Genomic DNA, 24,849 nt, shown 5'->3' on the forward strand with positions numbered 1-24,849 from the left:
ATCGTCAGCGGCTGAGGGATATGGGAACGCCGGACTCCGTCTGGCCGTCGAACTTCTCGGGGCCGGAGGAGTAGAGGCGGGCCATGACGCCGCCATTCTCGTCATAGAGCGAGAGCTGCTTGCCGGCGACCGCCCAGGACTTCACCCCATCCACCGGAGCGGGGCAGCGCAGCGGGCCCGCCCGATAACCTTGGCCGTACTTCGTCTGCGAGGTCGCGATTTTGCAGCTCTGGCCGGAGACCGAGACCGTCCACACGCCGCCCACCGAAGAGGGCGTCAGGTCTGGCGCGCCTGCCGGCGGTGCCGCTGGCGTGGCGGCGGCCATCTGGTCTCCCATGGTGCCCGGTGCGGCCGGGAAGTCGGTGGTCGCTCCGCCGGGTGCCACCGGCGGGGGAAGTTGGTTGCTCGTCACCTGGCCGGCCGGGGCCGCCGGGAGTGGCGTCGGCCCCGCATCCGGTGCGGAGAACCGTGAACTCTGGCAGCCGCTGATTGCCAGCGCTGCGACAACTGCGAAAAGGACCCCCGTCCTGAAAAGTACCATTCCCGATCTCCTGCGGGTGCCGCCCGCTTTGCCCGACCCGAATGCAAGTTCTGCTGAACGGATAATAGGGCAGAATTTCAACCGTTCATGATTAACATCGGGTTTCCAGAAACACATGTTGCAAATTTGCCGCGCGTTTCCCGACAACTGCAGCGTGTGCCGCTAGGTCAGCACGCGAGGGCGGCAGGCTTGAGGAACGAAGAAGCCACACTGTCGTTTCGCGCCTGCATCGGAGGCAACTATGATCAAGTGGATCTTGATCCTTCTGGTCGTGGCGGCAGTGGCGAGCCTGCTCGGCTACCACACGCTGGCCGGGGCGGCAGCGACGGGTGCGCGCATCCTCATAGGCATCGTGCTGGTGATCTTCCTGCTTGTCCTGTTCGGCCTTTTCGCCGTCACCTGAAGGCGCGGGCCGGAGAGGCGGCGGCAACAGGCCAACGGACATGCCGCAGCGGCCAACGCTGGTAATTTAGCCGCGCTTCCGCCATATAGGCCCAAACCGGACAAGAGACTTTGGCCCCAATGGCGCGCGCTTCCTTCGCCAAGATGAACGGGCTCGGCAACGAGATCATCGTTGCCGACATGCGTTCGCGCGCCGATCGTGTCACCTCGGAGGCGGCGCGCGCGCTCGACGCCGATCCGGCCACCAAGTTCGACCAGATCATGGCGATCCACGACCCGAGGACGCCGGGCACCGACTGGTTCGTCCGCATCCTCAACTCGGACGGCTCTTCCGCGCAGGCTTGCGGCAACGGCATGCGCTGCGTTGTGCAGGCGCTCGCCGCCGAGACCGGGCGCAGCGTCTTCACCTTCGAGACAATTGCCGGCATCCTCAACGCCGCCGAGCACGAGGACGGCACCATCTCGGTCGACATGGGCCGGCCGCGCTTCGGCTGGCAGGACATTCCGCTCGCCGTGGAGTTCCGGGACACAAGGGCGATCGAGTTGCAGATCGGGCCCATCGACGCGCCCGTGCTGCACTCGCCCTCGGTCGTCTCGATGGGCAATCCGCACGCCATCTTCTGGGTCGACGAGGACGTGTGGTCCTTCGATCTCGACCGCTTCGGTCCGCTGCTCGAAAACCACCCGATCTTCCCGGAACGCGCCAACATCACGATTGCCCAGAAGACGGGACCGGACACGCTGACCATCCGTACCTGGGAACGCGGCGCGGGGCTGACCAAGGCCTGCGGCACGGCCGCCTGCGCCAGCGCGGTGGCGGCAGCGCGTACCGGGCGCACTGGGCGGCTCGTGTCGATCGTCGCGCCGGGCGGAACGCTGAAGGTCGAGTGGCGGGAGGACGATCATGTCGTGCTCACCGGCCGCGCCGAATGGGAGTTTTCCGGCAGCTTCGACCCCGCCACCGGCGCCTGGGCGCGCGACACCGAGAGTGCGGCCTGATGGCGGTTGAGATCGTCACCTTCGGCTGCCGCCTCAACACCTATGAATCCGAGGTGATGCGCCGCGAGGCCGAAGCTGCCGGGCTGGGCGAACTCGCCGGCGGCGCGGTGGTCGTCAACACCTGCGCGGTCACCGGCGAGGCGGTGCGACAGGCGCGCCAGGCAATCCGCAAGGCGCGACGCGACAACCCGCAGGCACGCATTATCGTCACCGGCTGCGCGGCCCAAACCGATCCCGCGAGCTTCGCCGAGATGAACGAAGTCGACCTCGTGCTCGGCAATGAGGAGAAGCTCAAGGCCCACAACTACCGGGCGCTTCCCGACTTCGGCGTGAACGATTTCGAGAAGGCGCGCGTCAACGACATCTTTTCCGTGCGCGAGACTGCGTCCCACATGGTCGACGCGATCGAAGGCCGGGCCCGCGCCTTTGTGCAGGTGCAGAACGGCTGCGACCATCGCTGCACGTTCTGCATCATCCCCTATGGGCGCGGCAATTCGCGCTCGGTGCCGATGGGCGCCGTGGGGGAGCAGGTGAAGCGCCTTGTCGGAAACGGCTACGCCGAGGTGGTTCTGACCGGCGTCGACCTGACCAGCTATGGCGGCGACCTGCCGGGCGCACCGAAGCTCGGGCGTCTGGTGAAGACGATTCTGCGCCAGGTGCCCGACCTGCAGCGGTTGCGGCTGTCCTCGATAGACTCAATCGAGGCCGATCCCGATCTGGTCGAGGCGATCGCGGCGGAGCGCCGGCTGATGCCGCACCTGCACCTGTCGCTGCAGGCCGGCGACGATATGATCCTGAAGCGCATGAAGCGGCGGCACAGCCGCGACGATTCCATCCGTTTCTGTTCGGAAATCCGGGCAAGCCGGCCGGACATGGTTTTCGGCGCCGACATCATTGCAGGCTTCCCGACCGAAACCGAGGCGATGTTCGAAAACTCGCTGAAGATCGTCGAGGAGTGCGGGCTGACCCACCTTCACGTATTCCCGTTCAGCCCGCGCAAGGGAACACCCGCGGCGCGCATGCCGCAGGTCGACCGGGGCGTCGTCAAGGAGCGTGCCCGCCGGCTGAGGCAGGTCGGGGCTGCGGCGTATCGCCGGCATCTCGACAGGCTTTTGGGAACGGAGCAGCGCATCTTGATCGAAAAGCCGGGTCTTGGCCGGACGGAAGGTTTTACGCTGGCCGCGGTCGGGGTGGGCGAGCCGGGCGAGATCGTCCGCGCCGTTGTCGCCGGCCATGACGGCGAGCGGCTGACCACCGCGCCTGCCGCTCCGCAGGCGGCCTGAGTTCGGAGCGCATATGGCCCTAAAATTTATCAAGAAGGTATTCTCCTTCGGCCGCAAGGAGGCCGAGGAAACTCCTCCGGAAGACCAGCCGCTCGCCCCGCTCAATCTCGACGCGCTGAAAGAGTTCGCGGCGGAGAAGCCGGCCGAGGTCTCTCCCTCCCCCTTGAGGGGAGGGTCGGTCGGCGAAGCCGACCGGGGAGGGGTCCTTGATGAAGCGCGCGAGGTCCTCTCCTCGCCAACACCGTTTGAAGAGGCGCCGCGCGCTGCCGACACGACCCCCTCTGGTCCTTCGGACCATCTCCCCATCAAGGGGGAAGGGGCCGCCGCGCCGGCAATAGAACCTTTCCCGGCGCGTCCGGAGATTCCAACCACTCCAGGCGAAGTGCCCGAACCGGCTCCCGCGGAGATCCCGGTCACGCCCGAGGATGTACCCGCGCCATCGATGCCGGGCGAGGTGCCGCCCGGACCCGGCGAGACGCCTGCGCCCGAGCAGCCGGAAGTGCCTCCGGAGACGCCGGCGCCTAGCCAGCCCGAACCAGCGCCCGCGCCTTCTCCACCCGATGTCCCCGAGACGCCGAGCGTCCCAACCCAGCCCCCCACCGAAGTGCCGCCGGAACAGGCGCTCGCTACAGGGCCTGTGCAGCCCGCCGCTTCCGCGCCGGTCTTGACAGGCAAGGTCACTGTTGGAAAGGCGGTCGAGAAGGCTGCCGAACCGCCTGCTACGGTTGCCGCCGAGGCGCGCCGGACCTGGTTCCAGCGACTTCGGCAGGGGCTGTCGCGCTCGTCGCGGGAACTGAGCGGCTCGATTTCCGGCATCTTCACCAAGCGCAAGCTCGACGACGATACGCTCGAGGAACTCGAGGACGTGCTGCTGCGCGCCGACCTCGGCATGGAGACCGCGCTTCGGGTCACTGACTCGCTGGCCTCGTCGCGCTATGGCCGCGACGTCTCGGATGCGGAAGTGCGCGCCATTATGGCGCAGGAGGTCGAGAAAGTGCTGGCGCCGGTCGCCATGCCGCTCGAGCTCGACCTCTCCCACAAGCCGCACGTGATCCTGGTGGTCGGCGTGAACGGCACCGGCAAGACCACGACCATCGGCAAGCTCGCCGCCAAACTGCGGCAGGGCGGGCTTTCGGTGATGCTGGCCGCCGGCGACACTTTTCGCGCCGCGGCGATCGAGCAGCTGAAAATCTGGGGCGAGCGCACCGGCTCGCCGGTCGTTTCCTCCAAGCTCGGAGCAGACGCCGCTGGGCTCGCCTGGGACGCCTTCGAGAAGGCAAAGGCGGCGGGCTCCGACGTGCTGATCATCGACACCGCGGGGCGGCTACAGAACAAGGCCGAGCTGATGGCGGAGCTCGAGAAGATCGCCCGGGTGCTCGGCAAGCATGATCCGGAAGCGCCGCACACCGTGCTGCAGACGGTTGACGCCACCACCGGGCAGAACGCGCTCAGCCAGGTCGAGATCTTCCGCAACGTGGCGGGCGTGAACGGGCTGGTGATGACCAAGCTTGACGGAACGGCGCGCGGCGGCATCCTTGTCGCCATCGCCGCCAAGCACAAGCTGCCGGTCTACTTCATCGGCGTCGGCGAGCAGGTGGAGGATCTTGAGCCGTTCTCGGCGGGCGATTTCGCCAAGGCGATTGCGGGGGTGGGATGATGAGAGGGGCTGTCATCGACGCGCGTCATCCCGGAAGCCATCTCTCGCTGCCGCTCGGGACGGCTTCCGGGATGCCGTCTGGTGGTGGTGCCGTCGCGAGTGAGGGCAGACGATGAACCCACCCATTCTCGAGCCGGATCCGACCGATCCCCGCAAGAAGGAGATCAATCCGCTGCTGAAGCTCGCGCTGGAGCTCGGGCCGCTCTTGGTATTCTTCTTCGCCAACACGCGCGGCGAATGGCTGGCAAAGACCTTCCCGGTGCTCGGCGAAATGGGCCAGCCGATTTTCATCGCCACCGGCCTGTTCATGGTGGCGACCGCGATCGCGCTTGTCGCGTCGTGGGTGTTGACGCGGACCTTGCCGATCATGCCGCTGGTGTCCGGGATCGTGGTATTCGTGTTCGGCGCGCTCACGCTCTGGCTGCAGGACGACATCTTCATCAAGATGAAGCCGACCATCGTGAACACGCTGTTCGGCGCGGTCCTGCTCGGTGGGCTGGCGTTCGGAAAGCCGCTGCTCGGCTACGTCTTCGACGCGGCCTTCCGGCTGGACGCGGAGGGTTGGCGCAAGCTCACGTTCCGCTGGGGGCTGTTCTTCCTGTTCCTGGCTGTCGTCAACGAGGTCGTCTGGAGGAGTTTCTCGACGGACACCTGGGTGGCGTTCAAGGTCTGGGGCATCATGCCGATCACGCTTCTGTTCACGTTCAGCCAGATGCCGTTGATCATGCGCCATTCGCTGGAGGAGCGAGCGCAGAAGTAGAAGCGAGCCTGGGAGGGGGAAATGGAGTTCATCAGGTCACGCGACGAGTTGCGCGCGCATTACAAGCCGGCGTCGGACACTGCACTGCGTAAGGAACTCCGGGCGCTGGACGGCCACTGCAAGCGGTTCATTGCGGCTAGCCCCTTCGTCCTGATCGGCTCCTCGGACGGCCACGGCAACGCCGACGTCACGCCCAAGGGTGACCGCCCTGGCTTCGTCGCCGTGCTCGACGACGTCACCATCGCCATCCCGGATCGCCCCGGCAACAATCGCCTCGACACGCTGGAGAACATCGTCGCCAATCCGGCCGTCGGGCTGCTCTTCCTCATTCCCGGCATGAACGAGACGCTGAGGATCAACGGCGAGGCGCGAATCACGCTGGACAGCTCGCTGCGCGAGGGTCTTGCGGTGGACGGCAAGCTGCCGCTCGGCGTGGTGATCGTGAAGGTACGGGCGGCCTACATGCATTGCGCCAAGGCCTTCCTGCGTTCCGAGCTTTGGAATCCGCAGAGCTGGCGGCCCCGCTCCGAAATGCCGACGCTGGGCGAGATCCTTAAGGACCATCTGGCATTGTCCGAAACAGCCGATCAGACGGACCGCTGGCTGGACGAGGGATATCGCGCGACGATGTGGTAGCGCGATCGCTTAACGGTGTCTGCTGCGGTGCAGCATCGCTGCCCAGGGGGCGTCGCTCCCTGAGCGGGCCTTGCGCGGATCGATCAACGATCTCAATGATCTATTAAGCTGCCATGCGCTCTCGTCAATGCTGCGTTGCAGCATAACGGGTTGCTGAAAGGCGTCCGGATAGCGATCTTACGCAAAGGGAGGATCAACCAGATCGCCGCACGGCGGTCCAATATGGGGATCCAGAGATGTTTTCCAATCTGATTCAGAACGCCCGTGAGCGCGTGGCTAAGCGTCGGCGCTACAATCAACTCGTCGACGAGATCATGGGCCTGTCGCCCCGCGACCTCGCCGACATCAACGGCAACCGCACCGATATGCTGCGGCACGCCTACCGCCAGGTGTACGGCAGGTAACAAGTTGCCAGGGTGGCATCGAAGGCGGGCGCCTGACCGGCGACCGCCTTTTTGCGTTTCTGAACGGCGTCAGTTGGTAGGGGCGACAGGTGATGCGCCATCGCTTCCGGCATTCGAAGCCGCAGGCGCTCTGCCCGACGCCAAAGCCTTCTCGATCTGCGGCATGAACACCTTCTCGGCGCTCTCGGGATCGAGCGGGCCGACATGCTTGTAGGCGATCTTGCCGTCCGAGCCGACGATGAACGTTTCCGGCACGCCGTAGACGCCCCAGTCGATCGCGGTGCGGCCTTTTTCGTCACGTCCGATTGCAGAATAGGGATTGCCGAGGTCGCCGAGGAAGCGGCGGGCGTTTTCCGGCTGATCCTTGTAGTTCAGTCCGGCCACGACGAACCGCCCGTCCTTGGCCAGTTCCATCAGAACCGGGTGCTCCTGGCGGCATGGCGCGCACCAGGATGCCCAGACGTTGACCAGCGTCACCTTGCCGGCGAAGGCGGAGGACTCCAGGCCGGGCAGGCCAAGACCCTCGATCGGCGGCAGATTGGTCTGGGGCGCCGCGCTGCCGATCAGCGCCGACGGCACCGTTGAGGTGTCCTTGCCGGACATCAGTTGCGCGAGGAAGATGCCCGCCAGCACCAGGAAGAATGCCAGCGGCAGCAGCGTGATCCAGCGGCGGGACCGCCGCGCTTCGGGCTGTTCGGCGGTCATGGCCGCGCCTCCGGCTTGGCGGAGCGGCGGCGGATGCCTTCCGACTCGAGTTCCGCCAACTCGCGGCGCCGGGCGCGGTAGTCGAGCAGGATCCAGCCGACGAGGCCGGCGAGGGCCACGGCAGTGGCCGCGTAGGCCGCCAGAACGTAGAGCGCGTGAGCGGACATGCTCGTTTCCATTCGTTCGGTGCACCCTTAACCGTTCCGACTAACGCCTGCAATTCGCGCGCCCTGCGGCCGATTCGCGGCCTTGGCTAGTCGGCATGGCGCAAGGCGGACGCGGCGGCGACGGGCCCGACCACGGCGAAGAAGAGGGTGAGCGCGCAGAGGATCAGGAAGGGCGGCAGGAAAGGCGACGGATCGGTCACCGCGCCGTAGGTCGCGGTGACGCCGAAGATCAGTATAGGAATGGTCAGCGGCAGCACGAGCACGGAGATCATCAGCCCGCCGCGCGGGAGCGCCACCGCGACCGCAGCCCCCGCGGCGCCGATGAAGGTGATCGCCGGCGTGCCGACGAGTAGCGTGAGCGCCGCCGCGCCCAGCCCGGCAGGCTGGACGTTCATGAACAGGCCAAGCAGCGGCGAAGCGGCGATCAACGGCAGCACGCTGGCCGTCCAGTGGGCAAGGCATTTCACGATCACGGTCAGGGCCAGCATGTGCCGGTCGTCGGCCAAGAGCAGCAGGTCGAGTGAGCCGTCCTCGCGGTCGGCCTGGAACAGCCGGTCGAGACCGAGCAGCGAGGCGAGCAGCGCACCGATCCACAGAATGGCCGGGCCGATCCGCGACAGAAGCTCGAGGTCGGGCCCGACGCCGAACGGGATGGTGGCGACGACGGCAAGGAAGAACACGACGCCGGTCAGTGCCCCGCCGCCCGCACGGATGCCGATTCTGAGGTCGCGGAGGAAGAGGGCTAGCATGACATAGCTCTGCGGGGTGAAGCAGACTCTCGAACGCCGTGTTCCTTCGCGTAGGGCGGGACCTTCGCCCAGTCGCGATCCTGAGCGAAACTCATCCGGAATACTCCCCCATCCTCAGTTCACTTGCCCCCTCCAGCCCGAGTGCGAGATGGGTGGCGGCGATGACGATGCCCCCACTCCGCAGATGCTCGCGCATGAGGCCGGCGAACCGCATCTCGGAGGCCGCGTCCAGCCCGGAGGTCGGCTCGTCGAGCAGCCAGACCGGCCGCCGCGAAATCAGCAGGCGCGCGATCGCGGCGCGGCGCTTCTGCCCGGTCGACAGGACGGCGAAGGGAAGGTGCCCCAGGCCATCGAGCGCCACCATCTCCAGGGCCTCTGCGATGGGAAGAGCGGAATCGCCATAGAAATCGCACCAGAAGCGGAGGTTCTCCGCCACGGTGAGCGCGGTCTTCATGCCGTTCTGGTGCCCGAGATAGTGGGAGGCGGCGGCAACAGAGGGGTCGTCCGCGCCCTCGAGGCCGATGCGACCTGCCGCCGGCGGCAGCAGGCCGGCCACAATCCGCAGCAGGGTGGATTTGCCCGAGCCGTTCGGGCCGGTGACGACCAGGGCCTGGCAGGGCTCAAGGGCGAAATCGACTTCGGAGAAGATGACTCCACCGCCGCGCTCGCCGCTCAGTTTGTCGGCGATCAGCCGCATCAAGCCCCCTAATCGCGAATGTCCAAAAGTGGCGCTCCGAAGCGCAGGATGTGTCTAGAACTATTCCAGGATTTTCTCTATATGCGAGGCAACCGTGCCAGCGGCCGGCGCGGTAACGAAATTTGCGCCGGACCAGCGCGACGCCGGGAATGCCGGCGGGAGCGCTCGGGAGCGGACTGCGGAAATGGCCGTACCCGCACCTTTGCGCGTGATGAGCATGCCATCGGAGTCCGTTCTCTTTCAGGCGGAACAGACCAGGATGGGATCGTGACGAAATCACTCGACAGTTTCAACAGCCGCAGAACCCTCACGGCGGGCGGGCGTGAGCACGTCTACTACAGCCTCGTCGAGGCCGAGAAGAACGGGCTCCCCGGCGTTTCCCGACTGCCCTATTCGATGAAGGTGCTGCTGGAGAACCTGCTCCGAAACGAGGACGGGCGCTCGGTCACCAAGAAGAGCATCCAGGCCGTCGCCGAGTGGCTGACCGACAAGGGCACGGCGGGCGTCGAGATCGCCTACCGCCCGGCCCGCGTGCTGATGCAGGATTTTACCGGCGTTCCCGCGGTGGTCGACCTCGCAGCCATGCGCGACGGCATCGCCGCGCTCGGTGGCGATCCGCAGAAGATCAATCCGCTGGTTCCGGTCGACCTGGTGATCGACCATTCGGTGATCGTCGACGAGTTCGGCACGCCGCTCTCATTCGCGCGTAACGTGGAACTGGAGTACGAGCGCAACCAGGAGCGCTACAAGTTCCTGAAGTGGGGGCAGCAGGCGTTCCGCAACTTCCGTGTCGTACCGCCGGGCACCGGCATCTGCCACCAGGTGAACCTCGAATATCTCGGCCAGGTGGTCTGGACCAACACCGAGGACGGCGAGACGACCGCTTATCCGGACACCTGCGTCGGCACCGATTCGCACACGACGATGATCAACGGCCTCGGCGTGCTCGGCTGGGGCGTCGGCGGCATCGAGGCCGAGGCGGCCATGCTGGGGCAGCCAGTGTCGATGCTTTTGCCGGAGGTGATCGGCTTCCGCCTCACTGGCAAGCTCAAGGAGGGCGTTACCGCCACCGACCTCGTGCTCACCGTTACGCAGATGCTGCGCAAGAAGGGCGTGGTCGGCAAATTCGTCGAATTCTTCGGCCCCGGTCTCTCCAACATGACCCTCGCCGACCGCGCCACGATCGGCAACATGGCGCCCGAATATGGCGCGACCTGCGGCTTCTTCCCCGTGGACGCCGAGACCGTGCGCTATCTCACAATGTCGGGCCGCGCCGAGGCGCGCATCGAACTGGTGGAGGCCTACAGCAAGGCCCAGGGCATGTGGCGCGACGAGAACTCACCCGACCCGGTATTCACCGACACGCTGGAACTCGATCTCGGCGACGTGGTGCCGTCGATGGCTGGCCCGAAGCGTCCGGAGGGCAGGGTGCCGCTTTCGGGTATCGCCGCTGGTTTCGCCAAGGCGATGGAGACCGATTACAAGCGCACCGCCGACATCGATGCGCGCTATAACGTGGAAGGTGAGGACTACGACCTCGGCCACGGCGACGTGGTGATCGCGGCGATCACCTCCTGTACCAATACTTCCAATCCGAGCGTGCTGATCGCCGCTGGCCTGCTGGCCCGCAACGCCAACCGGCTCGGCCTCAAGCAGAAGCCCTGGGTGAAGACTTCGCTGGCTCCCGGCAGCCAGGTCGTCGCAGAATATCTGGAGAAGGCAGGCCTGCAGAAGGAACTGGACCAGATCGGCTTCCACCTTGTGGGCTTCGGCTGCACCACCTGCATCGGCAACTCCGGCCCGCTGCCGGCGCCGATCTCCAAGACGATCAACGACAAGGGCCTGATCGCCGCGGCGGTGCTTTCCGGCAACCGCAACTTCGAGGGGCGCGTCTCGCCCGACGTGCAGGCCAACTATCTTGCCTCGCCGCCGCTGGTCGTCGCCCATGCGCTCGCGGGAACGGTCACGAAGGATCTTACCACCGAGCCGCTCGGCGAGGGCAGCGACGGCAAGCCGGTCTATCTCCGTGACATCTGGCCGAGTTCGGCCGAGATCCAGGAGTTCATCGAGAAGAACGTCACCCGCGACCTGTTCGCGCGCAAATATGCGGACGTCTTCAAGGGCGACGAGAACTGGCGCAACGTGCAGGTCCCCGCCGGCGAGACCTATGCCTGGGACAATGCGTCGACCTATGTGCAGAACCCACCCTACTTCGAGGGCATGCAGCGCAAGCCGGGAGCCATCGGCACGGTCAAGGACGCGAGAGTCCTCGGGCTGTTCGGCGACAAGATCACGACAGATCACATCTCGCCCGCGGGCTCGATCAAGGCTGCGTCGCCGGCTGGCAAGTACCTCATCGAGAATGGTGTCGGTGTCGCCGACTTCAACCAGTACGGCACGCGGCGCGGCAACCATGAGGTGATGATGCGGGGCACCTTCGCCAACATCCGCATCCGCAACCACATGCTGGGCGAGAACGGACGCGAGGGCGGATACACCATCCACTATCCGACCAAGGAGGAGATGCCGATCTACGACGCCGCCATGCTCTACAAGCAGGAAGACGTGCCGCTGGTGATCTTCGCCGGCATCGAATACGGCAACGGCTCGTCGCGCGACTGGGCGGCCAAGGGCACGAACCTGCTCGGCGTACGGGCAGTGATCGCGCAGTCGTTTGAGCGTATCCACCGGTCGAACCTGGTTGGCATGGGCGTCATCCCCTTCGTCTTCGAGGAAGGCACCTCATGGCAGTCGCTCGGCCTCAAGGGCGACGAGACGGTCAGCATCGAAGGATTGGAGAACATCCGGCCGCGCCAGAAGATGATCGCGAAAGTCAGCTTCGCGGACGGCGCGGTGAAGGAGGTGCCGATCCTCTGCCGTATCGATACGCTCGATGAGCTCGACTACTTCAGGAACGGCGGCATCCTGCACTACGTTCTGCGCGAACTGGCGGCCTGACGCCGCTCAAGAGGTCGCTTATCGAGCCGCGGGCGCCAGGTGCGTCCGCGGCTTTTCCATGCCTCGATCCACCTCGCCATGCTTCGCGATGGCCGCGAGAACGATCCCGAGCATGAGGCCGTTGAGAAGGTGCCACATGAAATGCGTCCCGATGGGAAGCGTCCCGCACACCATCGGATCGAGCATGCGGAAGGTCACGGCCAGAACGAAAATGCCGGCGGCGGCGATGTTGTACCAGCCGGCCGGGCTGCCGCGCAGCGCTGCGATCAGCCCCAGTACGATCAAGGCAAGGAACGGCGGCAGGTAGCCGGTCGATCCGTTCGTCGCCTGGCGGAGCCAGTCGGGCACCAGCAGCGTCACCGTGCCGGCAATGGCGTAGAAGCCTATGAAGATTGCGAGAGTGGCGGTCCAGGAGAGGCGGGCAAAACGACGCAAGGTGAATATCGAATAGGCGAGGGTGAAGGTGGCAATCGGCAGGATGTCCGCCCACTTCATGATTTCCGTCGCGAATGTGTGGAAAAGAAACGATCCCACTCCGATGGCAACGACCCACCACGCCAGCGTGGTGGCGAACGTGTCGGCCCCGGTCCTGCGCATTGCCGCAACGCCCCACAATCCCGCCAGCACAAACGAGAGGTTGCTGAGTGCGTTGACCGGCTCGGCCCAGAAGCCCGGTCCCAGCCGCTCGCAGTAAAGATCGACGTTTTCAAGAAGCGACGCGTCCATGCCTCACCGCAACGTGACTTCCCGTTGAAATTGTCATCTGCCTATGTTCCTGTGAACAAAAAAGAAAAGCCGGCCAGTCCGGCAGGGTACCTGGAAACGCTATGAAGCGCGAAAAACTGACCGGCTTGGCGGCCTTCGCGCTTGCGGCGGCGATCTGTGCGTCGATGATGCAATCCGCACTCGCCGAATCTCCTCGATTGCGGGGCGTTGTAGAGCTTTTCACAAGCCAAGGTTGCCGGTCCTGTCCGCCAGCGGATGAGATCCTGGGAGAGCTTGCGGCCAAGGGGGACGTGGTCGCGCTAGCCTATCACGTCGATTACTGGGACTATCTCGGCTGGAAGGACACGCTCGGTTCACCGGACAACACGAAGCGCCAGCGCGATTACGGCCGCACGTTCGGCATCCGCTCCGTGTACACGCCGCAAGCCGTCATCAACGGCCAGGTCCATGTAAACGGAGCCAAGCGGAACGCAGTTACCGGCGCTCTGGATGCGCTGGCCAAGTCCGGCAAGGGCATGTCCGTGGAGCTCAAGGCCGAGCAGGTCGGGGAAAGCATTGTTATCGAGACGGGTGCGGGCCCGACCTACAGCAAGGCCCACTTGGTGCTCGTCTTCTTCGAGGATGCGAAGCCAGTCCAGATCGAGCGTGGAGAGAATACTGGCAGTACGGTCATGTACTGGAACGCTGTGACCGGCGTCCAGACAGCGGGGATGTGGAAGGGCAAGCCTGCCCGGTTCGAGTTGCCGATGAGTGCCATCACCGATAAGGGCGGCTGTGCGGCGCTGCTGCAGTCCGTCAGCAAGGACGGTCTTCCGGGCCCAATCCTCGGAGCCACCATCCTGCGCAGCCCGGAGACGGCCTGGAACAAATAGCGCGGATCCGATCCGGATGCCGCGCAACAAAATACCGGTGGCGGCGAATGCCGACACCGGCTGCAGCGATTGAAACAGCGGTTTTCGATTGGCCAGAGTTGGTTCGATCCGACCCGGGCTCGTGGGCGGGGGGCTTGGGGTTACGAGCCAGTGCCGGACCGAACCGTCTCAGGCAACGAGGGCTAGACTCGCGGCACATTGGGGCGTCAGGGAGAGTAAAACACGGCAGCATTGTGGCGGCATTTCACCAATCATTGCCTGTTGCAACATTGCGTGATCAGTCGAATTCCTTTCCTTTCGCGCCGCTTGCGAATGGCTGCAGCTTGCATTTCGTGGCCGGACACTCCACCTTTGAGTGGCTGATGTCACGGAGGCAATTGCTGATGACAGATCATGGCGGATCGGAGGGTGGGGACGGATCCGCGATATTGATCCAGCTGAATCACCCAAGACGCGACAAGGCTGAGGCCCCTGTCGGCTTCGACCGGCGTGAGCTCGACCAGATCCTGCGGATCTATGGCCGCATGGTAGCCGCTAACGAATGGCGCGATTACGCCATTGACCACCTGAAGGACCGGGCGGTCTTCTCGGTCTATCGCCGCGCCCACGACCTTCCGCTGTTCCAGATCGTCAAAGACCCGCGGCTTGCCCGCAAGCAGGGCATGTTTTCCGTGGTCGCGACGACAGGCGCGGTCCTGAAGCGCGGACACGATCTGGCCCGCGTGCTGGGCGTTTTCGACAGCAAGCTGAAGCTGGTCGAGGCGTAGCCACTAAAGCACGATCAAACGCCACCGCGGAATCGGCGTTCCGGCACCGACTCCGGATTGGGCGGCAGCGAGGTGCCGCCGTTGAGTGGAAGCTGCATGAAGACAGTGTCCAGCCAGCGCCCGTGCTTGTAGCCGGAACCCTCCAGAACGCCGCTGTGCCGGAACCCCAGGCGCTCATGAAGACGAACGGATGCGCTCTCGGGCGAGCCGTCGCCAATGACGGCAACGATCTGCCGATAGCCGCCCAAGCGAACATCCTCGATCAGTCGCTCCATGAGCACGCGGCCGATACCGCGGCCCTGCGCCTCGGGTGCGACGTAGATCGAATCCTCAACGATGAAGCGATAGGCAGGCCGTGGCCTGAACGGTCCCGCATAGGCATAGCCAGCGACCGTCCCCTCGGCTTCCGCCACCAGATAAGGAAATCCGCCCGGCTTCAGCACCGTGAAGCGTCCGGTCATCTCGGCGAGCGAGGGCGGCTCGAGTTCGTAGGAGGCCGTCCCGCTCAGCACGGCATCCGCATAGATTTCGGTGATCCGGCCGAGATCCGTCAAAACAACTGGGCGAACGACAACATTGCTCATCAACTAGGCAAGCTCCGGAACTGCCTAATTAATAGATGGGATTTTCGCAAAAATGAAGGGCGGCACAAAGGCCGCCCCGTTGGTCCAATTCCTGGAAGCTCCGCTTACTCGCGGTTGCCGAGGAACGACAGCAGGAAGGTGAACAGGTTGATGAAGTCGAGATAGAGCGTCAGCGCGCCCATGATGGCCTTGCGGCCGGCGACGAGAACCTCGTCGCCCTCGAAATACATCTCCTTGATCTTCTGGGTGTCGTAGGCGGTGAGGCCTGCGAACACCAGCACGCCGATAGCCGAGATGGCGAACTGCAGGGCCGGCGACGCCAGGAAGATGTTCACTACCATCGCGATGATGAGGCCGATCACGCCCATGAACAGGAACGTGCCCCAGCCGGTCAGGTCGCGCTTGGTGGTGTAGCCGAACAGCGACAGCGAGCCGAAGGCGGCGGCGGTGATGAAGAAGGTCTGGGTGATGCTCTGCGCCGTGTAGACAAGGAAGATCGACGACAGCGACAGCCCCATCAGGCCGGCGAAGATCCAGAATGACGTCTGGGCGGCCGAGACGCTGAGCGTATGCACTCGGGCGCTCAGGAAGAACACCATGCCGAGCGGGGCGAGCATGACGACCCACTTCAGCGGCGAGCCGTAGAGCGCGACGCCCAGCGAGGTCAGCATCTTGCCGTTGCCGAGGGTGGCGACCGCCGCCGACGGATCGTTGGTGGTGGCCAGCATCATCGTGCCGAGGGCGGCCAAGCCGGTGATAGCGAGACCGAGCGCCATAAGGTTGTAAACCTTGAGCATATAGGCGCGCAGGCCCTCGTCGATGGCGGCGTCGGCGCGGGAGCCCGCCGCGACACGCGCCTGATAGTTGCGAAGGTCAGCCATAGGTTCCTCTATTGCTTCTGCCCCGTCGGGTGTCGGGCTTTCATGCCCAGGCGCCGCTGGCGAGGCTCCAGCATGCCTGACAAGAATATGATATGCCGCGGGAGTTTGGACAAGACCCGTAGCCCTCTCGTCGCCCTACACGTGCGCGTTTTTTTTCTACAATTTCATACAAAGCAGGCACTTGGCCCCGAACATTGCGACGGCCTGGAGGCGGCTCACAGGTTCCTCAGCACCGGCGCGGCCTTGTGGCCGAGCACCCGCCAGGTCCCCACGAGCCCGATGCCGACCGTGAGCACCAGCGCAATCGCGATCGTGCTGAGGGCCACCGTCGGCGAGAACGCCGACGGCAGCTTCATGATGCGATCAACCACGAACCAAGCGGCAATGCCTCCAGCGACAAGCGCAAAAACCGCTGTGGCGAGCCCGATCAGCATGTATTCGAGCGAGAAGGCGGTGATCAGGGTTTTGCGCGTGGCGCCGAGGGTCTTCAAGACGACGGCGTCATGGACGCGCGAGCGATTCCCTGCAGCGAGTGCCCCCGACAGCACGAGCACGGAGGCGATCAGGGCGACGCTTGCCGCCGCCCTGATGGCGCTGCCGAGTTGCGCCACCAGCCGATTGACCACGTCGAGGGCGTCCTTGACGCGCACGCTGGTCACGGCCGGAAATGTCTGGGTCACGCGATTGAGGACTGCCGCCTCCTGCTGGAGCGTGGCGCCCGGCATGGTGAGCGTCGCCAGCCAGGAGTGCGGCGCGCCGGCGAAGGTGTTGGGCGAGAACACCATGACGAAATTGATGCCCAGCGACTCCCACTGGACCTCGCGCAAATTGGCGATGCGCGCGGTGATGTTGCGACCGAGCACGTTGACCGTCACGGTGTCGCCGATGTTGAGACCGAGTTGGCCGGCTTCCTCGGCCGAGAAGGAGACGAGCGGCTCGCCGCTGTAGTCGGCCGGCCACCACTCGCCGGCGCTTAGCGTGGCATTCTCCGGAATGTTCCGCGCATAGGTGATGCCGCGGTCGCCGCGCAGAACCCAGGCGCCCTCGGGCGGTACCTTCACCTTCTGCACCTCCACGCCGTTGAGCTCCATGATACGGCCGCGCAGCATGGGCACGCGTATCAGCTTACCTTCGGGCGCGGTCTCGGCGATAAGGCTCGAAAAGCTGTCCACCTCCGTTGGCTGGATGTCGACGAAGAAGAAGTTCGGCGCCTGCTCGGGCAGCGAATCGGTGATCTGCCGCCGCAGGTTGCCGTCGATCAAGGCCAGCGTCACCAGCAGCGTGAGACCGAGGCCGAGCGACAGGATCACGGATGGCGTCAGCGCGCCCGGCCTGTGAATGTTGCCGATGGCGAGCCTGAGCGCCGTTGAGCCGACGCGCGGCGAGCGGCGCGCCAGAGCCTGCACCCCGAGGCCGACGGCATGCAGCACAATGAAGGCGAAGATGGCGGAGGCGACGAAGATCGCCGCGATGCGGCGATCCGTCGCGAACCAGACCGAAAGGCCGGCAAGCACGGCCGCGATGCCGAGCGCCAGCGCGACGTATCCTGTCTTCGGCAGTCCGCGCGCGCCGGTTCCCATCTCGCGGAACAGTGCGGTTGCCGGAACTTGCCGGGCCCGACCGAGGGGCAGGACCGCGAAAACCAGGGTGACGAGGACGCCGAAGGTGGCTGCGAGCGCCAATGCGCCGGGATAGATCCCGGTCTGCGTGGGAACGGGGATGTAGGAGGACAGCGCGGCACTCGCACCAAAGGGCATCAAGGCCGCTAGGACCAGTCCCGCCACGATGCCGATCGAGGCGATGATCAGAATTTGCGCGAGATAAAGCGTGAACACGAATCCGCCAGGCGCTCCGAGGCATTTGAAGGTGGCGATCACCCCGCGCTTGCCGTCGAGATAGGCGTTGACCGCGTTGGCGACGCCCACGCCTCCCACGACCAGGGCCGTGAGGCCAACCAGGGTAAGGAATTGCGAGAAGCGCTCGATGTTGGCGGAGAGCGCCGGAGCCGCGTTCGAGCGGGTGCGGATGCTCCACCCGGCTTGCGGGAATTTCTCGGCCGCCACCGCCCTGATCTCGGCGATTTGCGCGTCGCTCGTCCCGGCCGGCAGGCGCAGCTTGTAGACGTGTTCGACCAGACTGCCCGGCTGGACGAGCCCGGAGGCGCGCAGACCCTCGAGCGAGACGAGCAGGCGAGGCGCGAAGGCCAAGCCGTCTGAGATGGAATCCGGTTCCGTCACGAGCTTTGACCGAAGCTCGAATGTGAGATTGCCCAGCTTGATACGTGAACCGGGCGTGAGGCCGAGTCTCTCGAAGAGCAGGTCGTCGGCGGCAGCACCCCACACGCCGTTCCGGTTGCCGAACAGGTCCTGCTGCGGCAGCACCGGCTCCGTCTCTAGCTCGCCATAGAGCGGATAGGCGCCGTCGACCGCCTTCACCTCGACGAGCGCCTGGTCGGAGCCGTCTTCCAGGCGGGCCATAGAGCGCATGTCGGCGCTTTCGGCGAGATCGCCCAAGCCTTGAAGGAATTGCTGCTCCTGCGGCGTCGCCTCTCGCTGGTTGAGCTCGAAGCGCATGTCGCCGCCGAGCAGCGCCTGTCCCTGGGAGGCAACGCCCGCCGAGATCGAGCGCGCCACCGAGTTGACGCCGCCGATCGCGGCGACCCCGAGCGCGATGCAGGTCAGGAAGATGAGAAAGCCCGAGAGGCCGCCGCGCATCTCGCGCAGCGCGAAGCGGAGGGCGAGGGGGAGGTTTTTCAGCATGGTGCGCCGCTTCCCGAAGAAGCGCGGCTTACTCGCAACTGCACAATGCGAGCCATCATGCCACGACCGCATGAGGTCGCGCGCCCGCCTCGATCCGCCCCGAGCGCATGGCGATCTGGCGCGAACAGCGGGCGGCGAGCGAGGGATCGTGCGTCACAAGGACCAGCGTCGTGCCGCGCTCGGCGGCGCTGGAGAACAGAAGGTCGGCGATGTGCCGGCCGGTCGCCTGGTCGAGATTGCCGGTCGGCTCGTCGGCGATCAGGATGCGAGGCTCCGGCGCCAGCGCCCGGGCGATCGCGACGCGCTGCTGCTCGCCGCCGGACAACTGGCCCGGGTAGTGGTTGAGCCGCTCTGCGAGCCCGACCATCTCCAGTTCGCGTCGCGCCAGCTCGAACGGTTTCGGCCGGCCGGCGAGTTCCAGGGGTACGGCGACGTTTTCCAGCGCCGTCATGTTAGGGATGAGGTGGAACGACTGGAACACGATTCCGATGGTTCGGCCGCGAAAGGCCGCGATCTCGTCCTCGCTCCTGCCGTTGAGCAACTGCCCCGCTATCCTCACCGTGCCGGAATCGACGCCTTCCAGCCCGGCCAGCACCATCAGCAGGGTCGACTTGCCGGAACCGGACGGCCCGACGATGCCCGCAGTCTCGCCCGCCGCGATATCGAGGCTGATCTTTTTCAGCACGTGAACCGACGATGCTCCCTCGCCCAGCGTCAGCGACACCTCGCGAAGTTCGATGACGGCTTCTGTGCTCACGGATCGGTCCTATATGGAGGGCAAGAGGGGCAGGAATGTTTCGGTCATATGGGGGTCAGCGGATGTCTTTCAAACGGTTGCTGTTCTTCGTGCTGGCGCTCGTGATCCCGTTCGGCGCCGCCTCGGCTGAGCCGCGCACGATCGTCGGCTTCGGCGACAGTCTGATGGCCGGCTTCGGCCTCGATACCGGACAGAGTTTTCCTGAAAAGCTGCAGGCGGCGCTTAAGGAGAGGGGTCACGATGTCGTGATCACCAATGCCGGCGTTTCCGGGGATACGACCAGCGGCGGCCTTTCGCGCCTGGACTGGTCGGTACCCGACGGAACGGACATCGTGATCCTCGAACTCGGCGCCAACGACATGCTGCGCGGAGTAGGCCCCGAGGTCACGCGGAAGAATCTCGAGGCGATGATCAAGCGTCTGAAGGAACGCGGAATCGCGGTTCTGCTTGCCGGGATGCTCGCTGCGCCGAATCTCGGCCCCGACTACCAAGCCAAATTCAACGCCATATATCCGGAACTGGCCAAGCAATACGGCCTCGCATTCCACCCCTTCTTTCTCGATGGGGTCGCAGGGGACCGGAAGTTTCTGCTGGAGGACGGAATGCATCCCAATGCGGCAGGCGTGGATCGAATGGTGGAGAGCTTCCTGCCGACCATGGAAGCGATGCTGAGGGAGCAGGGCGCCTCTTAAGGGGGGCGCGGAAGAGTACGGATCGTCAGCAATTTAGAATTGTGTTGCATACAAACAGCTTGCCCAGGGGCGGGATCGATGGTCCCGTGTCCCATAAGGCGAGTTCGATTCGAGGAAGGGAGGCTTTCATGCCACGTCTTTTCACCGCCCTCGAAATTCCCCGCGATGCGGCGCTGTCGCTTTCGCTCCTGCGGGGCGGCTTGCCGGGCGCCCGGTGGGTCGACGTCGAGAACTACCACATCACCTTGCGCTTCATCGGCGACGTCGAGGGCTATGTGGCCGACGAGATCGCCAACGCACTCGACCGAGTCAGGCGGCCCGGCTTCGAACTGCAACTTGCCGGGGTAGGCGCATTCGGATCGAAGAAGCCTCACTCGGTCTGGGCCGGGGTTGCCCAGTCTCCTGATCTTTCTGCCTTGCAGGCCGAGATCGAACGCATCTGCCAGAGGGCCGGCGTGCCGGCGGATCAACGCAAGTTCACGCCGCATGTGACGCTGGCGCGGCTACGCAACTCCAGCCCGGCCGAGGTCGCGAAATATCTTTCCGCGCGGGGAAATTTCGAGGCCGCGCCGTTCAAGGTTTCGCGCTTCGTGCTGATGTCGTCGCGAGACTCCGTCGGCGGTGGGCCCTATGTCATCGAGGAAGCGTGGCCGCTTGTCGGTGGCGACGCCCGCGGCGGATCGCTGCCGGAATATTCCGGCTTCGCCAATATGTGGCGTTGAGTTTGGCGGAACCTGGCCCTTGGGGAATCTACTTCGCGTTGGCCGTCAAGATCTTCAGTGCGAAGGCGGAAAACACCCCGGCGAACAGGTAGTCGACGACGCGCGTCACCTTCGGGCTCTTGCGCAGAAGCCCGGCAAAACTGTCGGCCGCGATCACCATCGGCACGGTCACCGGCAGCGAAAGCGGGATGAACAGCAGCCCGAGGAAGAACAGCTTGCCCGGCCCGTGCGGGTCGCTTGCCGATACGAACTGCGGCAAGAAGGTCATGAAGAACAGGATGATCTTCGGGTTGAGCAGGTTGATGCCGATCCCGGTCGCCCAGCTTTTGACCAGCGGCCGGCGGGCCCGCTGACTGGTATCGGGCGAAAAGGCCGAGCCCTTCGTGACCGCCTGCCAGGCGAGCCACAGCAGATAGCCGGCGCCGCCGATCTTGAGCGCAAGGAAGGCCTCCGGCGAAGCGACGATCAGCGCCGACAGTCCCAGCGCCACAAGTGTCGTGTGGATGATGCAGCCGGTCATCGCGCCGGCCATGCAGGCGAAGCCCGAGGCCCGGCCTTCGGACAGCGCGCGGCCGACGAACAGCGTCATGTCCGGTCCGGGCGTGATTGCGATGATGAAGGTGGCGATCGCGAACTGGGCGATCGTGAAGGTGTCGGGGATGAAGGTCATGGCGCAACCGGTACTGTAGTCGCCTTCTACGCGCAGCGCCCGCCGGCTGCAATATCGTGGCAATGCCTACCCGCTTTATGTGTGGGAAGTGCATTGTAAGTGAATACGAAGACTTGCAACGAGTCGTTGAACCTCTATTCTGGTCTAGCCAGAAGGGAACTACCCTTCGGCATTGGAGGAGGAACCAATGACAGGTAATTCACTATCGCGCAGGCGATTCCTGAAGACATCGGCAGTGGGTGGCGCAGCAACGGCGGCAACTGCTCTTGCCGCTCCGGCTGTGCTGGCGCAGACTCCGCTCACGATCAAGATGCAGTCCTCATGGCCGGCTTCCGACATCTGGATGGATTTCGCCCGCCAATATATTGAGCGCGTCGAAAAGATGTCGGGCGGCCGGCTGAAATTCGAGCTTCTGCCGGCGGGCGCGGTGGTCGGCGCATTCCAGGTGATGGACGGCGTGCATGACGGCGTGATCGACGCCGCCCATACGGTGCCAGCCTACTGGTACGGCAAGCACAAGGGCGCCTCGCTGTTCGGCACCGGGCCGGTCTTCGGCGGCAGCGCAACGACGATGCTCGCATGGTTCCACCAGGGCGGCGGCAAGGAGCTTTATCGCGAGCTCACTCAGGACGTGCTCGGACTGAACGTCGTCGGCTTCTTCGGCTTCCCAATGCCGGCGCAGCCCTTCGGCTGGTTCAAGAACCCAGTCGAGAAGGCAGCGGACGTGCAGGGCTTCAAGTACCGCACCGTCGGCCTGGCCGCGGACGTGATGCAGCAGATGGGGATGAGCGTCGCTCAGCTTCCGGGCGGCGAGATCGTGCCGGCAATGGAGCGCGGCGTCATCGACGCCTTCGAGTTCAACAACCCCTCGTCGGACCTGCGCTTCGGCTCGCAGGACGTCTCCAAGCACTACATGCTGTCGTCCTACCACCAGGCCAGCGAGACGTTCGAGTTCATCTTCAACAAGGACGTCTACGACGATCTCGACGACGACCTGAAGGCGATCGTGGAGTACGGCGTCGAGGCGGCGTCGACGGCCAACACGGCCTCCGCGATGGACAACTACTCAGCCGACCTGCAGAAACTGCAGAACGAACACGGCGTCACCGTCCATCGCACGCCGAAGGAGATCCTCGACGTCCAGCTCAAGGCATGGGACGCGGTGATCCCGACGCTTGAAGCCGATCCCTTCCTCAAAAAGGTACTGGATAGCCAGCGCGCCTGGGTCGAGCGCGTCACCTTCTACGAGTTGATGAACGCAGCTGACCTGCAGCTTGCCTACGACCACTATTTCCCCGGCAAGCTGAAGCTCTAGCCTCCTCCGCGTCGGTCCGGACCCGGCGAATCGTTCGCCGGTCCGGCTTCCCAACCCGCGAGCCTCCATGCACCGCTACATCATGTTTGCCGACGGCCTGTCCGCCTGGTTCGGAAAGGTCTTCTCCTGGAGCATCGTGCTGATGACCTTGGCCGTCAGCTACGAGGTCCTGGTCCGCTACTTCTTCAGGGCGCCCACCCCCTGGGCGTTCGACATCAGCTACATGCTCTACGGTACGCTGTTCATGATGGCCGGTGCCTACACCCTGTCGCGCGACGGCCATGTGCGCGGGGACTTCATCTACCGACTCTGGTCTTCGCGGACGCAGGCCGCGGTCGAACTCGTCCTCTATTTCCTGTTCTTCTTCCCCGGCATTATCGCGCTGGTGCTTGCCGGCTGGAAGTATGCCGCTCGAAGCTGGGCGCAGCAGGAAGTCAGCATCAACAGCCCGGCCGGCATCCCGATCTACCAGTTCAAGACCGTGATCGTGGTGGCCGGTGTACTTCTGTTCCTGCAGGGCATCGCCCAGGTCTTCCGCTGCCTCATCTGCCTCAAGACGGGCCAATGGGTACGGGCTGCCGAGGACGTCGAAGAAACGGAAAAGGTCCTCATGGATACCAAGAGTCTGGACGTGCTGAGGCACGGATCCGAAGCCGTGGACATTCCCGACGGATCCGTCGGGTCGCGTCGTGATGGAGACGCGTGATGAGCGATCCGGCAATCGCCGTCCTGATGCTTCTGGTCCTGATCCTCGCGATCTTCCTTGGGTTCCCCGTCGCGTTCACGCTGATGGCGCTGGGCGTCGCCTTCGGCTACTACGCCTATTTTGACCCGCATCGCATGTGGCGCGCCTTCGAGCGGGCGGTGGAGAACGGCGCCGATGGCTGGACGCTCACCGAAACATGGGTCGGGGGCTTCTTCAACAACCGGATCTTCGACCTTTTCGTCAATCAGACCTTCTCGGTCATCTCAAACGACGTCCTGACCGCCATCCCGCTGTTCCTGTTCATGGGATACATCGTAGAGCGGTCGAACATCGTCGACCGCCTGTTCAAGACGCTGTTCATCGCGACCCGCAACCTGCCGGGGTCGATGGCGGTCGCGGCGCTCGTCACCTGTACCCTGTTCGCCACGGCGACGGGCATCGTCGGGGCGGTGGTGACGCTTATGGGGCTGCTGGCCCTGCCGGCCATGCTCAAGGCGCGCTATGACGTCCGCTACGCGTCGGGCGTAATCTGTGCAGGCGGCACGCTGGGCATCCTCATCCCGCCGTCGATCCTGCTCATCGTCTACGGCGCCACCGCCGGCGTCTCCGTCGTCCGCATGTATGCCGCGGCGCTGCTGCCCGGACTGCTGCTTGCCGGACTCTACCTCATCTACGTGATCGGGCGCGCCGTCCTCAATCCGAATCTCGCGCCGAAGCCCTCCAAGGAGGAGGTCGGGGACCATTCCTTCCTCGAGATCACCTGGATGATGGTGACGTCGTTCCTGCCGCTCGCCTTACTCATCCTCGCGGTGCTGGGGGCCATCCTCTTCGGCTTCGCGACGCCGTCCGAGGCGGCGGCAATCGGCGCTTTGGGAGGCGTGCTGCTTGCAGCCGCCTACCGTGCGCTCACCTGGCAGCGGCTCAAGGAATCGACCTATTTGACGGCGCGCACCACCGCCATGGTGTGCTGGCTGTTCGTGGGTTCGGCCACCTTCGCCTCGGTCTTCGCCTATCTCGGCGGGCAGCAACTGGTCGGCGACTTCGTGACCGGGCTCAACATGTCGCCGCTGATGTTCCTGATCGTTGCGCAGTTGATCATCTTCATACTCGGCTGGCCGCTGGAGTGGACCGAGATCATCGTCATCTTCATCCCGATCTTCCTGCCGCTGCTGGCGCACTTCGAGATCGACCCGCTCTTCTTCGGCGTCCTGGTGGCGGTCAATCTGCAGACCGCATTCCTGTCGCCGCCCATGGCGATGTCGGCCTACTATCTCAAGGGCATTGCTCCGCCGGGCGTTCAACTGCCGGACATCTTCTACGGCATGATGCCCTATATGCTGATCGTCATCCTGTGCATGGTGATCCTCTACACCTTCCCGCAAATCGTCTATGGGCTGCCGAATATGATCTACGGAGGCTGATTCAATGCGCGTGGACACG

General features: G+C 64.7%; 26 protein-coding genes. 15 read left to right on the forward strand and 11 right to left on the reverse strand.

Annotation, left to right across the window (positions count from 1 at the left end; genetic code table 11):
• Positions 1-4 precede the first annotated feature (4 nt).
• A complete protein-coding gene (locus HUI96_RS04810) occupies positions 5-541 on the reverse strand; it encodes a protease inhibitor Inh/omp19 family protein (RefSeq protein WP_188253508.1) in 537 nt (178 codons plus the stop codon).
• Positions 542-782: 241 nt separating this feature from the next.
• On the opposite strand from HUI96_RS04810, the gene HUI96_RS04815 reads away from it, so the two are divergent.
• The 7 genes from HUI96_RS04815 to HUI96_RS04845 all read left to right on the forward strand — a co-directional run bounded on the left by HUI96_RS04815 (position 783) and on the right by HUI96_RS04845 (position 6,682).
• Positions 783-944 (forward strand): DUF1328 family protein, encoded by a 162-nt coding sequence (locus HUI96_RS04815; RefSeq protein WP_188253509.1) that lies wholly within the window; start codon positions 783-785, stop codon positions 942-944.
• 119 nt (positions 945-1,063) lie between these two features.
• Positions 1,064-1,942 carry a diaminopimelate epimerase gene (gene dapF, locus HUI96_RS04820; RefSeq protein WP_188253510.1) on the forward strand — a complete coding sequence of 293 codons (879 nt, stop codon included), beginning with the start codon at positions 1,064-1,066 and terminating at the stop codon, positions 1,940-1,942.
• A complete protein-coding gene (gene mtaB, locus HUI96_RS04825) occupies positions 1,942-3,225 on the forward strand; it encodes a tRNA (N(6)-L-threonylcarbamoyladenosine(37)-C(2))-methylthiotransferase MtaB (RefSeq protein WP_188253511.1) in 1,284 nt (427 codons plus the stop codon). The genes dapF and mtaB overlap by 1 nt, the downstream gene beginning before the upstream one ends.
• A 13-nt stretch (positions 3,226-3,238) precedes the next feature.
• A complete protein-coding gene (gene ftsY, locus HUI96_RS04830) occupies positions 3,239-4,882 on the forward strand; it encodes a signal recognition particle-docking protein FtsY (RefSeq protein WP_188253512.1) in 1,644 nt (547 codons plus the stop codon).
• Positions 4,883-4,994: 112 nt separating this feature from the next.
• Entirely contained in the window at positions 4,995-5,642 is a 648-nt protein-coding gene (locus HUI96_RS04835) for a septation protein A (RefSeq protein ID WP_188253513.1), read from the forward strand.
• Positions 5,643-5,663: 21 nt separating this feature from the next.
• Positions 5,664-6,278, forward strand: a complete 615-nt coding sequence (locus HUI96_RS04840) for a pyridoxamine 5'-phosphate oxidase family protein (protein WP_188253514.1) — start codon at positions 5,664-5,666, stop codon at positions 6,276-6,278.
• A gap of 236 nt (positions 6,279-6,514) precedes the next feature.
• On the forward strand, positions 6,515-6,682 hold the full coding sequence (locus HUI96_RS04845; RefSeq protein ID WP_188253515.1) for a DUF1127 domain-containing protein: 168 nt from the start codon (positions 6,515-6,517) through the stop codon (positions 6,680-6,682).
• Between the two features lie 69 nt (positions 6,683-6,751).
• On the opposite strand, the gene HUI96_RS04850 is transcribed toward HUI96_RS04845, so the two are convergent.
• From HUI96_RS04850 to ccmA, 4 genes are all read right to left on the reverse strand, one after another.
• A complete protein-coding gene (locus HUI96_RS04850) occupies positions 6,752-7,387 on the reverse strand; it encodes a DsbE family thiol:disulfide interchange protein (RefSeq protein ID WP_188253516.1) in 636 nt (211 codons plus the stop codon).
• Positions 7,384-7,554 carry a heme exporter protein CcmD gene (ccmD, locus tag HUI96_RS04855; protein ID WP_188253517.1) on the reverse strand — a complete coding sequence of 57 codons (171 nt, stop codon included), beginning with the start codon at positions 7,552-7,554 and terminating at the stop codon, positions 7,384-7,386. The genes HUI96_RS04850 and ccmD overlap by 4 nt, the downstream gene beginning before the upstream one ends.
• A gap of 86 nt (positions 7,555-7,640) precedes the next feature.
• Positions 7,641-8,303, reverse strand: a complete 663-nt coding sequence (gene ccmB / locus HUI96_RS04860; protein WP_188253518.1) for a heme exporter protein CcmB — start codon at positions 8,301-8,303, stop codon at positions 7,641-7,643.
• Positions 8,304-8,394: 91 nt separating this feature from the next.
• A complete protein-coding gene (gene ccmA, locus HUI96_RS04865) occupies positions 8,395-9,000 on the reverse strand; it encodes a heme ABC exporter ATP-binding protein CcmA (protein ID WP_188253519.1) in 606 nt (201 codons plus the stop codon).
• Positions 9,001-9,267: 267 nt separating this feature from the next.
• Here ccmA and acnA point away from each other — a divergent pair, with 267 nt between their 5' ends.
• The gene (acnA, locus tag HUI96_RS04870) at positions 9,268-11,958 is read left to right on the forward strand and encodes an aconitate hydratase AcnA (RefSeq protein ID WP_211892340.1); all 2,691 of its coding nucleotides are present in this window, start codon (positions 9,268-9,270) and stop codon (positions 11,956-11,958) included.
• A gap of 18 nt (positions 11,959-11,976) precedes the next feature.
• On the opposite strand, the gene HUI96_RS04875 is transcribed toward acnA, so the two are convergent.
• Complete coding sequence (locus HUI96_RS04875) at positions 11,977-12,684, reverse strand: ceramidase domain-containing protein (protein WP_188253520.1); 708 nt, start codon at positions 12,682-12,684, stop codon at positions 11,977-11,979.
• A gap of 101 nt (positions 12,685-12,785) precedes the next feature.
• On the opposite strand from HUI96_RS04875, the gene HUI96_RS04880 reads away from it, so the two are divergent.
• Positions 12,786-13,556 carry a DUF1223 domain-containing protein gene (locus HUI96_RS04880; RefSeq protein ID WP_188253521.1) on the forward strand — a complete coding sequence of 257 codons (771 nt, stop codon included), beginning with the start codon at positions 12,786-12,788 and terminating at the stop codon, positions 13,554-13,556.
• 383 nt (positions 13,557-13,939) lie between these two features.
• Complete coding sequence (locus tag HUI96_RS04885) at positions 13,940-14,323, forward strand: DUF2794 domain-containing protein (protein ID WP_188253522.1); 384 nt, start codon at positions 13,940-13,942, stop codon at positions 14,321-14,323.
• Positions 14,324-14,337: 14 nt separating this feature from the next.
• Here the strand turns inward: HUI96_RS04885 and HUI96_RS04890 are convergent, their stop codons facing one another.
• The 4 genes from HUI96_RS04890 to HUI96_RS04905 all read right to left on the reverse strand — a co-directional run bounded on the left by HUI96_RS04890 (position 14,338) and on the right by HUI96_RS04905 (position 19,304).
• Complete coding sequence (locus HUI96_RS04890; protein WP_188253523.1) at positions 14,338-14,907, reverse strand: GNAT family N-acetyltransferase; 570 nt, start codon at positions 14,905-14,907, stop codon at positions 14,338-14,340.
• 104 nt (positions 14,908-15,011) lie between these two features.
• Positions 15,012-15,788 carry a Bax inhibitor-1/YccA family protein gene (locus HUI96_RS04895; RefSeq protein WP_188253524.1) on the reverse strand — a complete coding sequence of 259 codons (777 nt, stop codon included), beginning with the start codon at positions 15,786-15,788 and terminating at the stop codon, positions 15,012-15,014.
• Between the two features lie 215 nt (positions 15,789-16,003).
• Positions 16,004-18,547, reverse strand: coding sequence for an ABC transporter permease (locus tag HUI96_RS04900; protein WP_188253525.1), 2,544 nt, complete (start codon positions 18,545-18,547; stop codon positions 16,004-16,006).
• A gap of 55 nt (positions 18,548-18,602) precedes the next feature.
• Positions 18,603-19,304: an ATP-binding cassette domain-containing protein gene (locus tag HUI96_RS04905; protein WP_188253526.1), complete on the reverse strand. Its 702-nt coding sequence runs from the start codon at positions 19,302-19,304 to the stop codon at positions 18,603-18,605.
• Between the two features lie 62 nt (positions 19,305-19,366).
• On the opposite strand from HUI96_RS04905, the gene HUI96_RS04910 reads away from it, so the two are divergent.
• Positions 19,367-19,996 carry an arylesterase gene (locus HUI96_RS04910; RefSeq protein ID WP_188253527.1) on the forward strand — a complete coding sequence of 210 codons (630 nt, stop codon included), beginning with the start codon at positions 19,367-19,369 and terminating at the stop codon, positions 19,994-19,996.
• Positions 19,997-20,124: 128 nt separating this feature from the next.
• A complete protein-coding gene (thpR, locus tag HUI96_RS04915; protein ID WP_188253528.1) occupies positions 20,125-20,718 on the forward strand; it encodes an RNA 2',3'-cyclic phosphodiesterase in 594 nt (197 codons plus the stop codon).
• 28 nt (positions 20,719-20,746) lie between these two features.
• On the opposite strand, the gene HUI96_RS04920 is transcribed toward thpR, so the two are convergent.
• Positions 20,747-21,388, reverse strand: coding sequence for a LysE family translocator (locus tag HUI96_RS04920; protein ID WP_188253529.1), 642 nt, complete (start codon positions 21,386-21,388; stop codon positions 20,747-20,749).
• Between the two features lie 187 nt (positions 21,389-21,575).
• Here HUI96_RS04920 and HUI96_RS04925 point away from each other — a divergent pair, with 187 nt between their 5' ends.
• From HUI96_RS04925 to HUI96_RS04935, 3 genes are all read left to right on the forward strand, one after another.
• Entirely contained in the window at positions 21,576-22,703 is a 1,128-nt protein-coding gene (locus tag HUI96_RS04925; RefSeq protein WP_188253530.1) for a TRAP transporter substrate-binding protein, read from the forward strand.
• A 67-nt stretch (positions 22,704-22,770) separates the two neighbouring features.
• A complete protein-coding gene (locus tag HUI96_RS04930; protein ID WP_188253531.1) occupies positions 22,771-23,409 on the forward strand; it encodes a TRAP transporter small permease subunit in 639 nt (212 codons plus the stop codon).
• A complete protein-coding gene (locus HUI96_RS04935) occupies positions 23,409-24,830 on the forward strand; it encodes a TRAP transporter large permease (RefSeq protein WP_188253532.1) in 1,422 nt (473 codons plus the stop codon). The genes HUI96_RS04930 and HUI96_RS04935 overlap by 1 nt, the downstream gene beginning before the upstream one ends.
• Positions 24,831-24,849: the final 19 nt, after the last annotated feature.

Origin of the sequence: Pseudaminobacter soli (ex Zhang et al. 2022) (genome assembly GCF_014595955.1) — a bacterium.
Classification (GTDB): domain Bacteria; phylum Pseudomonadota; class Alphaproteobacteria; order Rhizobiales; family Rhizobiaceae; genus Kumtagia; species Kumtagia pseudosoli.

Bases quoted from the DNA above. Each gene is read 5' to 3' on its own strand.
- HUI96_RS04880 (WP_188253521.1), top strand. From the start codon at position 12,786: ATGAAGCGCGAAAAACTGACCGGCTTGGCGGCCTTCGCGCTTGCGGCG.
- ccmA (WP_188253519.1), bottom strand. From the start codon at position 9,000: ATGCGGCTGATCGCCGACAAACTGAGCGGCGAGCGCGGCGGTGGAGTC.
- HUI96_RS04835 (WP_188253513.1), top strand. From the start codon at position 4,995: ATGAACCCACCCATTCTCGAGCCGGATCCGACCGATCCCCGCAAGAAG.
- HUI96_RS04895 (WP_188253524.1), bottom strand. From the start codon at position 15,788: ATGGCTGACCTTCGCAACTATCAGGCGCGTGTCGCGGCGGGCTCCCGC.
- HUI96_RS04885 (WP_188253522.1), top strand. From the start codon at position 13,940: ATGACAGATCATGGCGGATCGGAGGGTGGGGACGGATCCGCGATATTG.
- mtaB (WP_188253511.1), top strand. From the start codon at position 1,942: ATGGCGGTTGAGATCGTCACCTTCGGCTGCCGCCTCAACACCTATGAA.
- ccmD (WP_188253517.1), bottom strand. From the start codon at position 7,554: ATGTCCGCTCACGCGCTCTACGTTCTGGCGGCCTACGCGGCCACTGCC.
- HUI96_RS04900 (WP_188253525.1), bottom strand. From the start codon at position 18,547: ATGCTGAAAAACCTCCCCCTCGCCCTCCGCTTCGCGCTGCGCGAGATG.
- ftsY (WP_188253512.1), top strand. From the start codon at position 3,239: ATGGCCCTAAAATTTATCAAGAAGGTATTCTCCTTCGGCCGCAAGGAG.
- HUI96_RS04850 (WP_188253516.1), bottom strand. From the start codon at position 7,387: ATGACCGCCGAACAGCCCGAAGCGCGGCGGTCCCGCCGCTGGATCACG.
- HUI96_RS04910 (WP_188253527.1), top strand. From the start codon at position 19,367: ATGTCTTTCAAACGGTTGCTGTTCTTCGTGCTGGCGCTCGTGATCCCG.
- HUI96_RS04845 (WP_188253515.1), top strand. From the start codon at position 6,515: ATGTTTTCCAATCTGATTCAGAACGCCCGTGAGCGCGTGGCTAAGCGT.
- HUI96_RS04810 (WP_188253508.1), bottom strand. From the start codon at position 541: ATGGTACTTTTCAGGACGGGGGTCCTTTTCGCAGTTGTCGCAGCGCTG.
- HUI96_RS04935 (WP_188253532.1), top strand. From the start codon at position 23,409: ATGAGCGATCCGGCAATCGCCGTCCTGATGCTTCTGGTCCTGATCCTC.
- ccmB (WP_188253518.1), bottom strand. From the start codon at position 8,303: ATGCTAGCCCTCTTCCTCCGCGACCTCAGAATCGGCATCCGTGCGGGC.
- thpR (WP_188253528.1), top strand. From the start codon at position 20,125: ATGCCACGTCTTTTCACCGCCCTCGAAATTCCCCGCGATGCGGCGCTG.
- dapF (WP_188253510.1), top strand. From the start codon at position 1,064: ATGGCGCGCGCTTCCTTCGCCAAGATGAACGGGCTCGGCAACGAGATC.
- HUI96_RS04875 (WP_188253520.1), bottom strand. From the start codon at position 12,684: ATGGACGCGTCGCTTCTTGAAAACGTCGATCTTTACTGCGAGCGGCTG.
- HUI96_RS04815 (WP_188253509.1), top strand. From the start codon at position 783: ATGATCAAGTGGATCTTGATCCTTCTGGTCGTGGCGGCAGTGGCGAGC.
- HUI96_RS04920 (WP_188253529.1), bottom strand. From the start codon at position 21,388: ATGACCTTCATCCCCGACACCTTCACGATCGCCCAGTTCGCGATCGCC.
- HUI96_RS04890 (WP_188253523.1), bottom strand. From the start codon at position 14,907: ATGAGCAATGTTGTCGTTCGCCCAGTTGTTTTGACGGATCTCGGCCGG.
- HUI96_RS04840 (WP_188253514.1), top strand. From the start codon at position 5,664: ATGGAGTTCATCAGGTCACGCGACGAGTTGCGCGCGCATTACAAGCCG.
- HUI96_RS04925 (WP_188253530.1), top strand. From the start codon at position 21,576: ATGACAGGTAATTCACTATCGCGCAGGCGATTCCTGAAGACATCGGCA.
- HUI96_RS04930 (WP_188253531.1), top strand. From the start codon at position 22,771: ATGCACCGCTACATCATGTTTGCCGACGGCCTGTCCGCCTGGTTCGGA.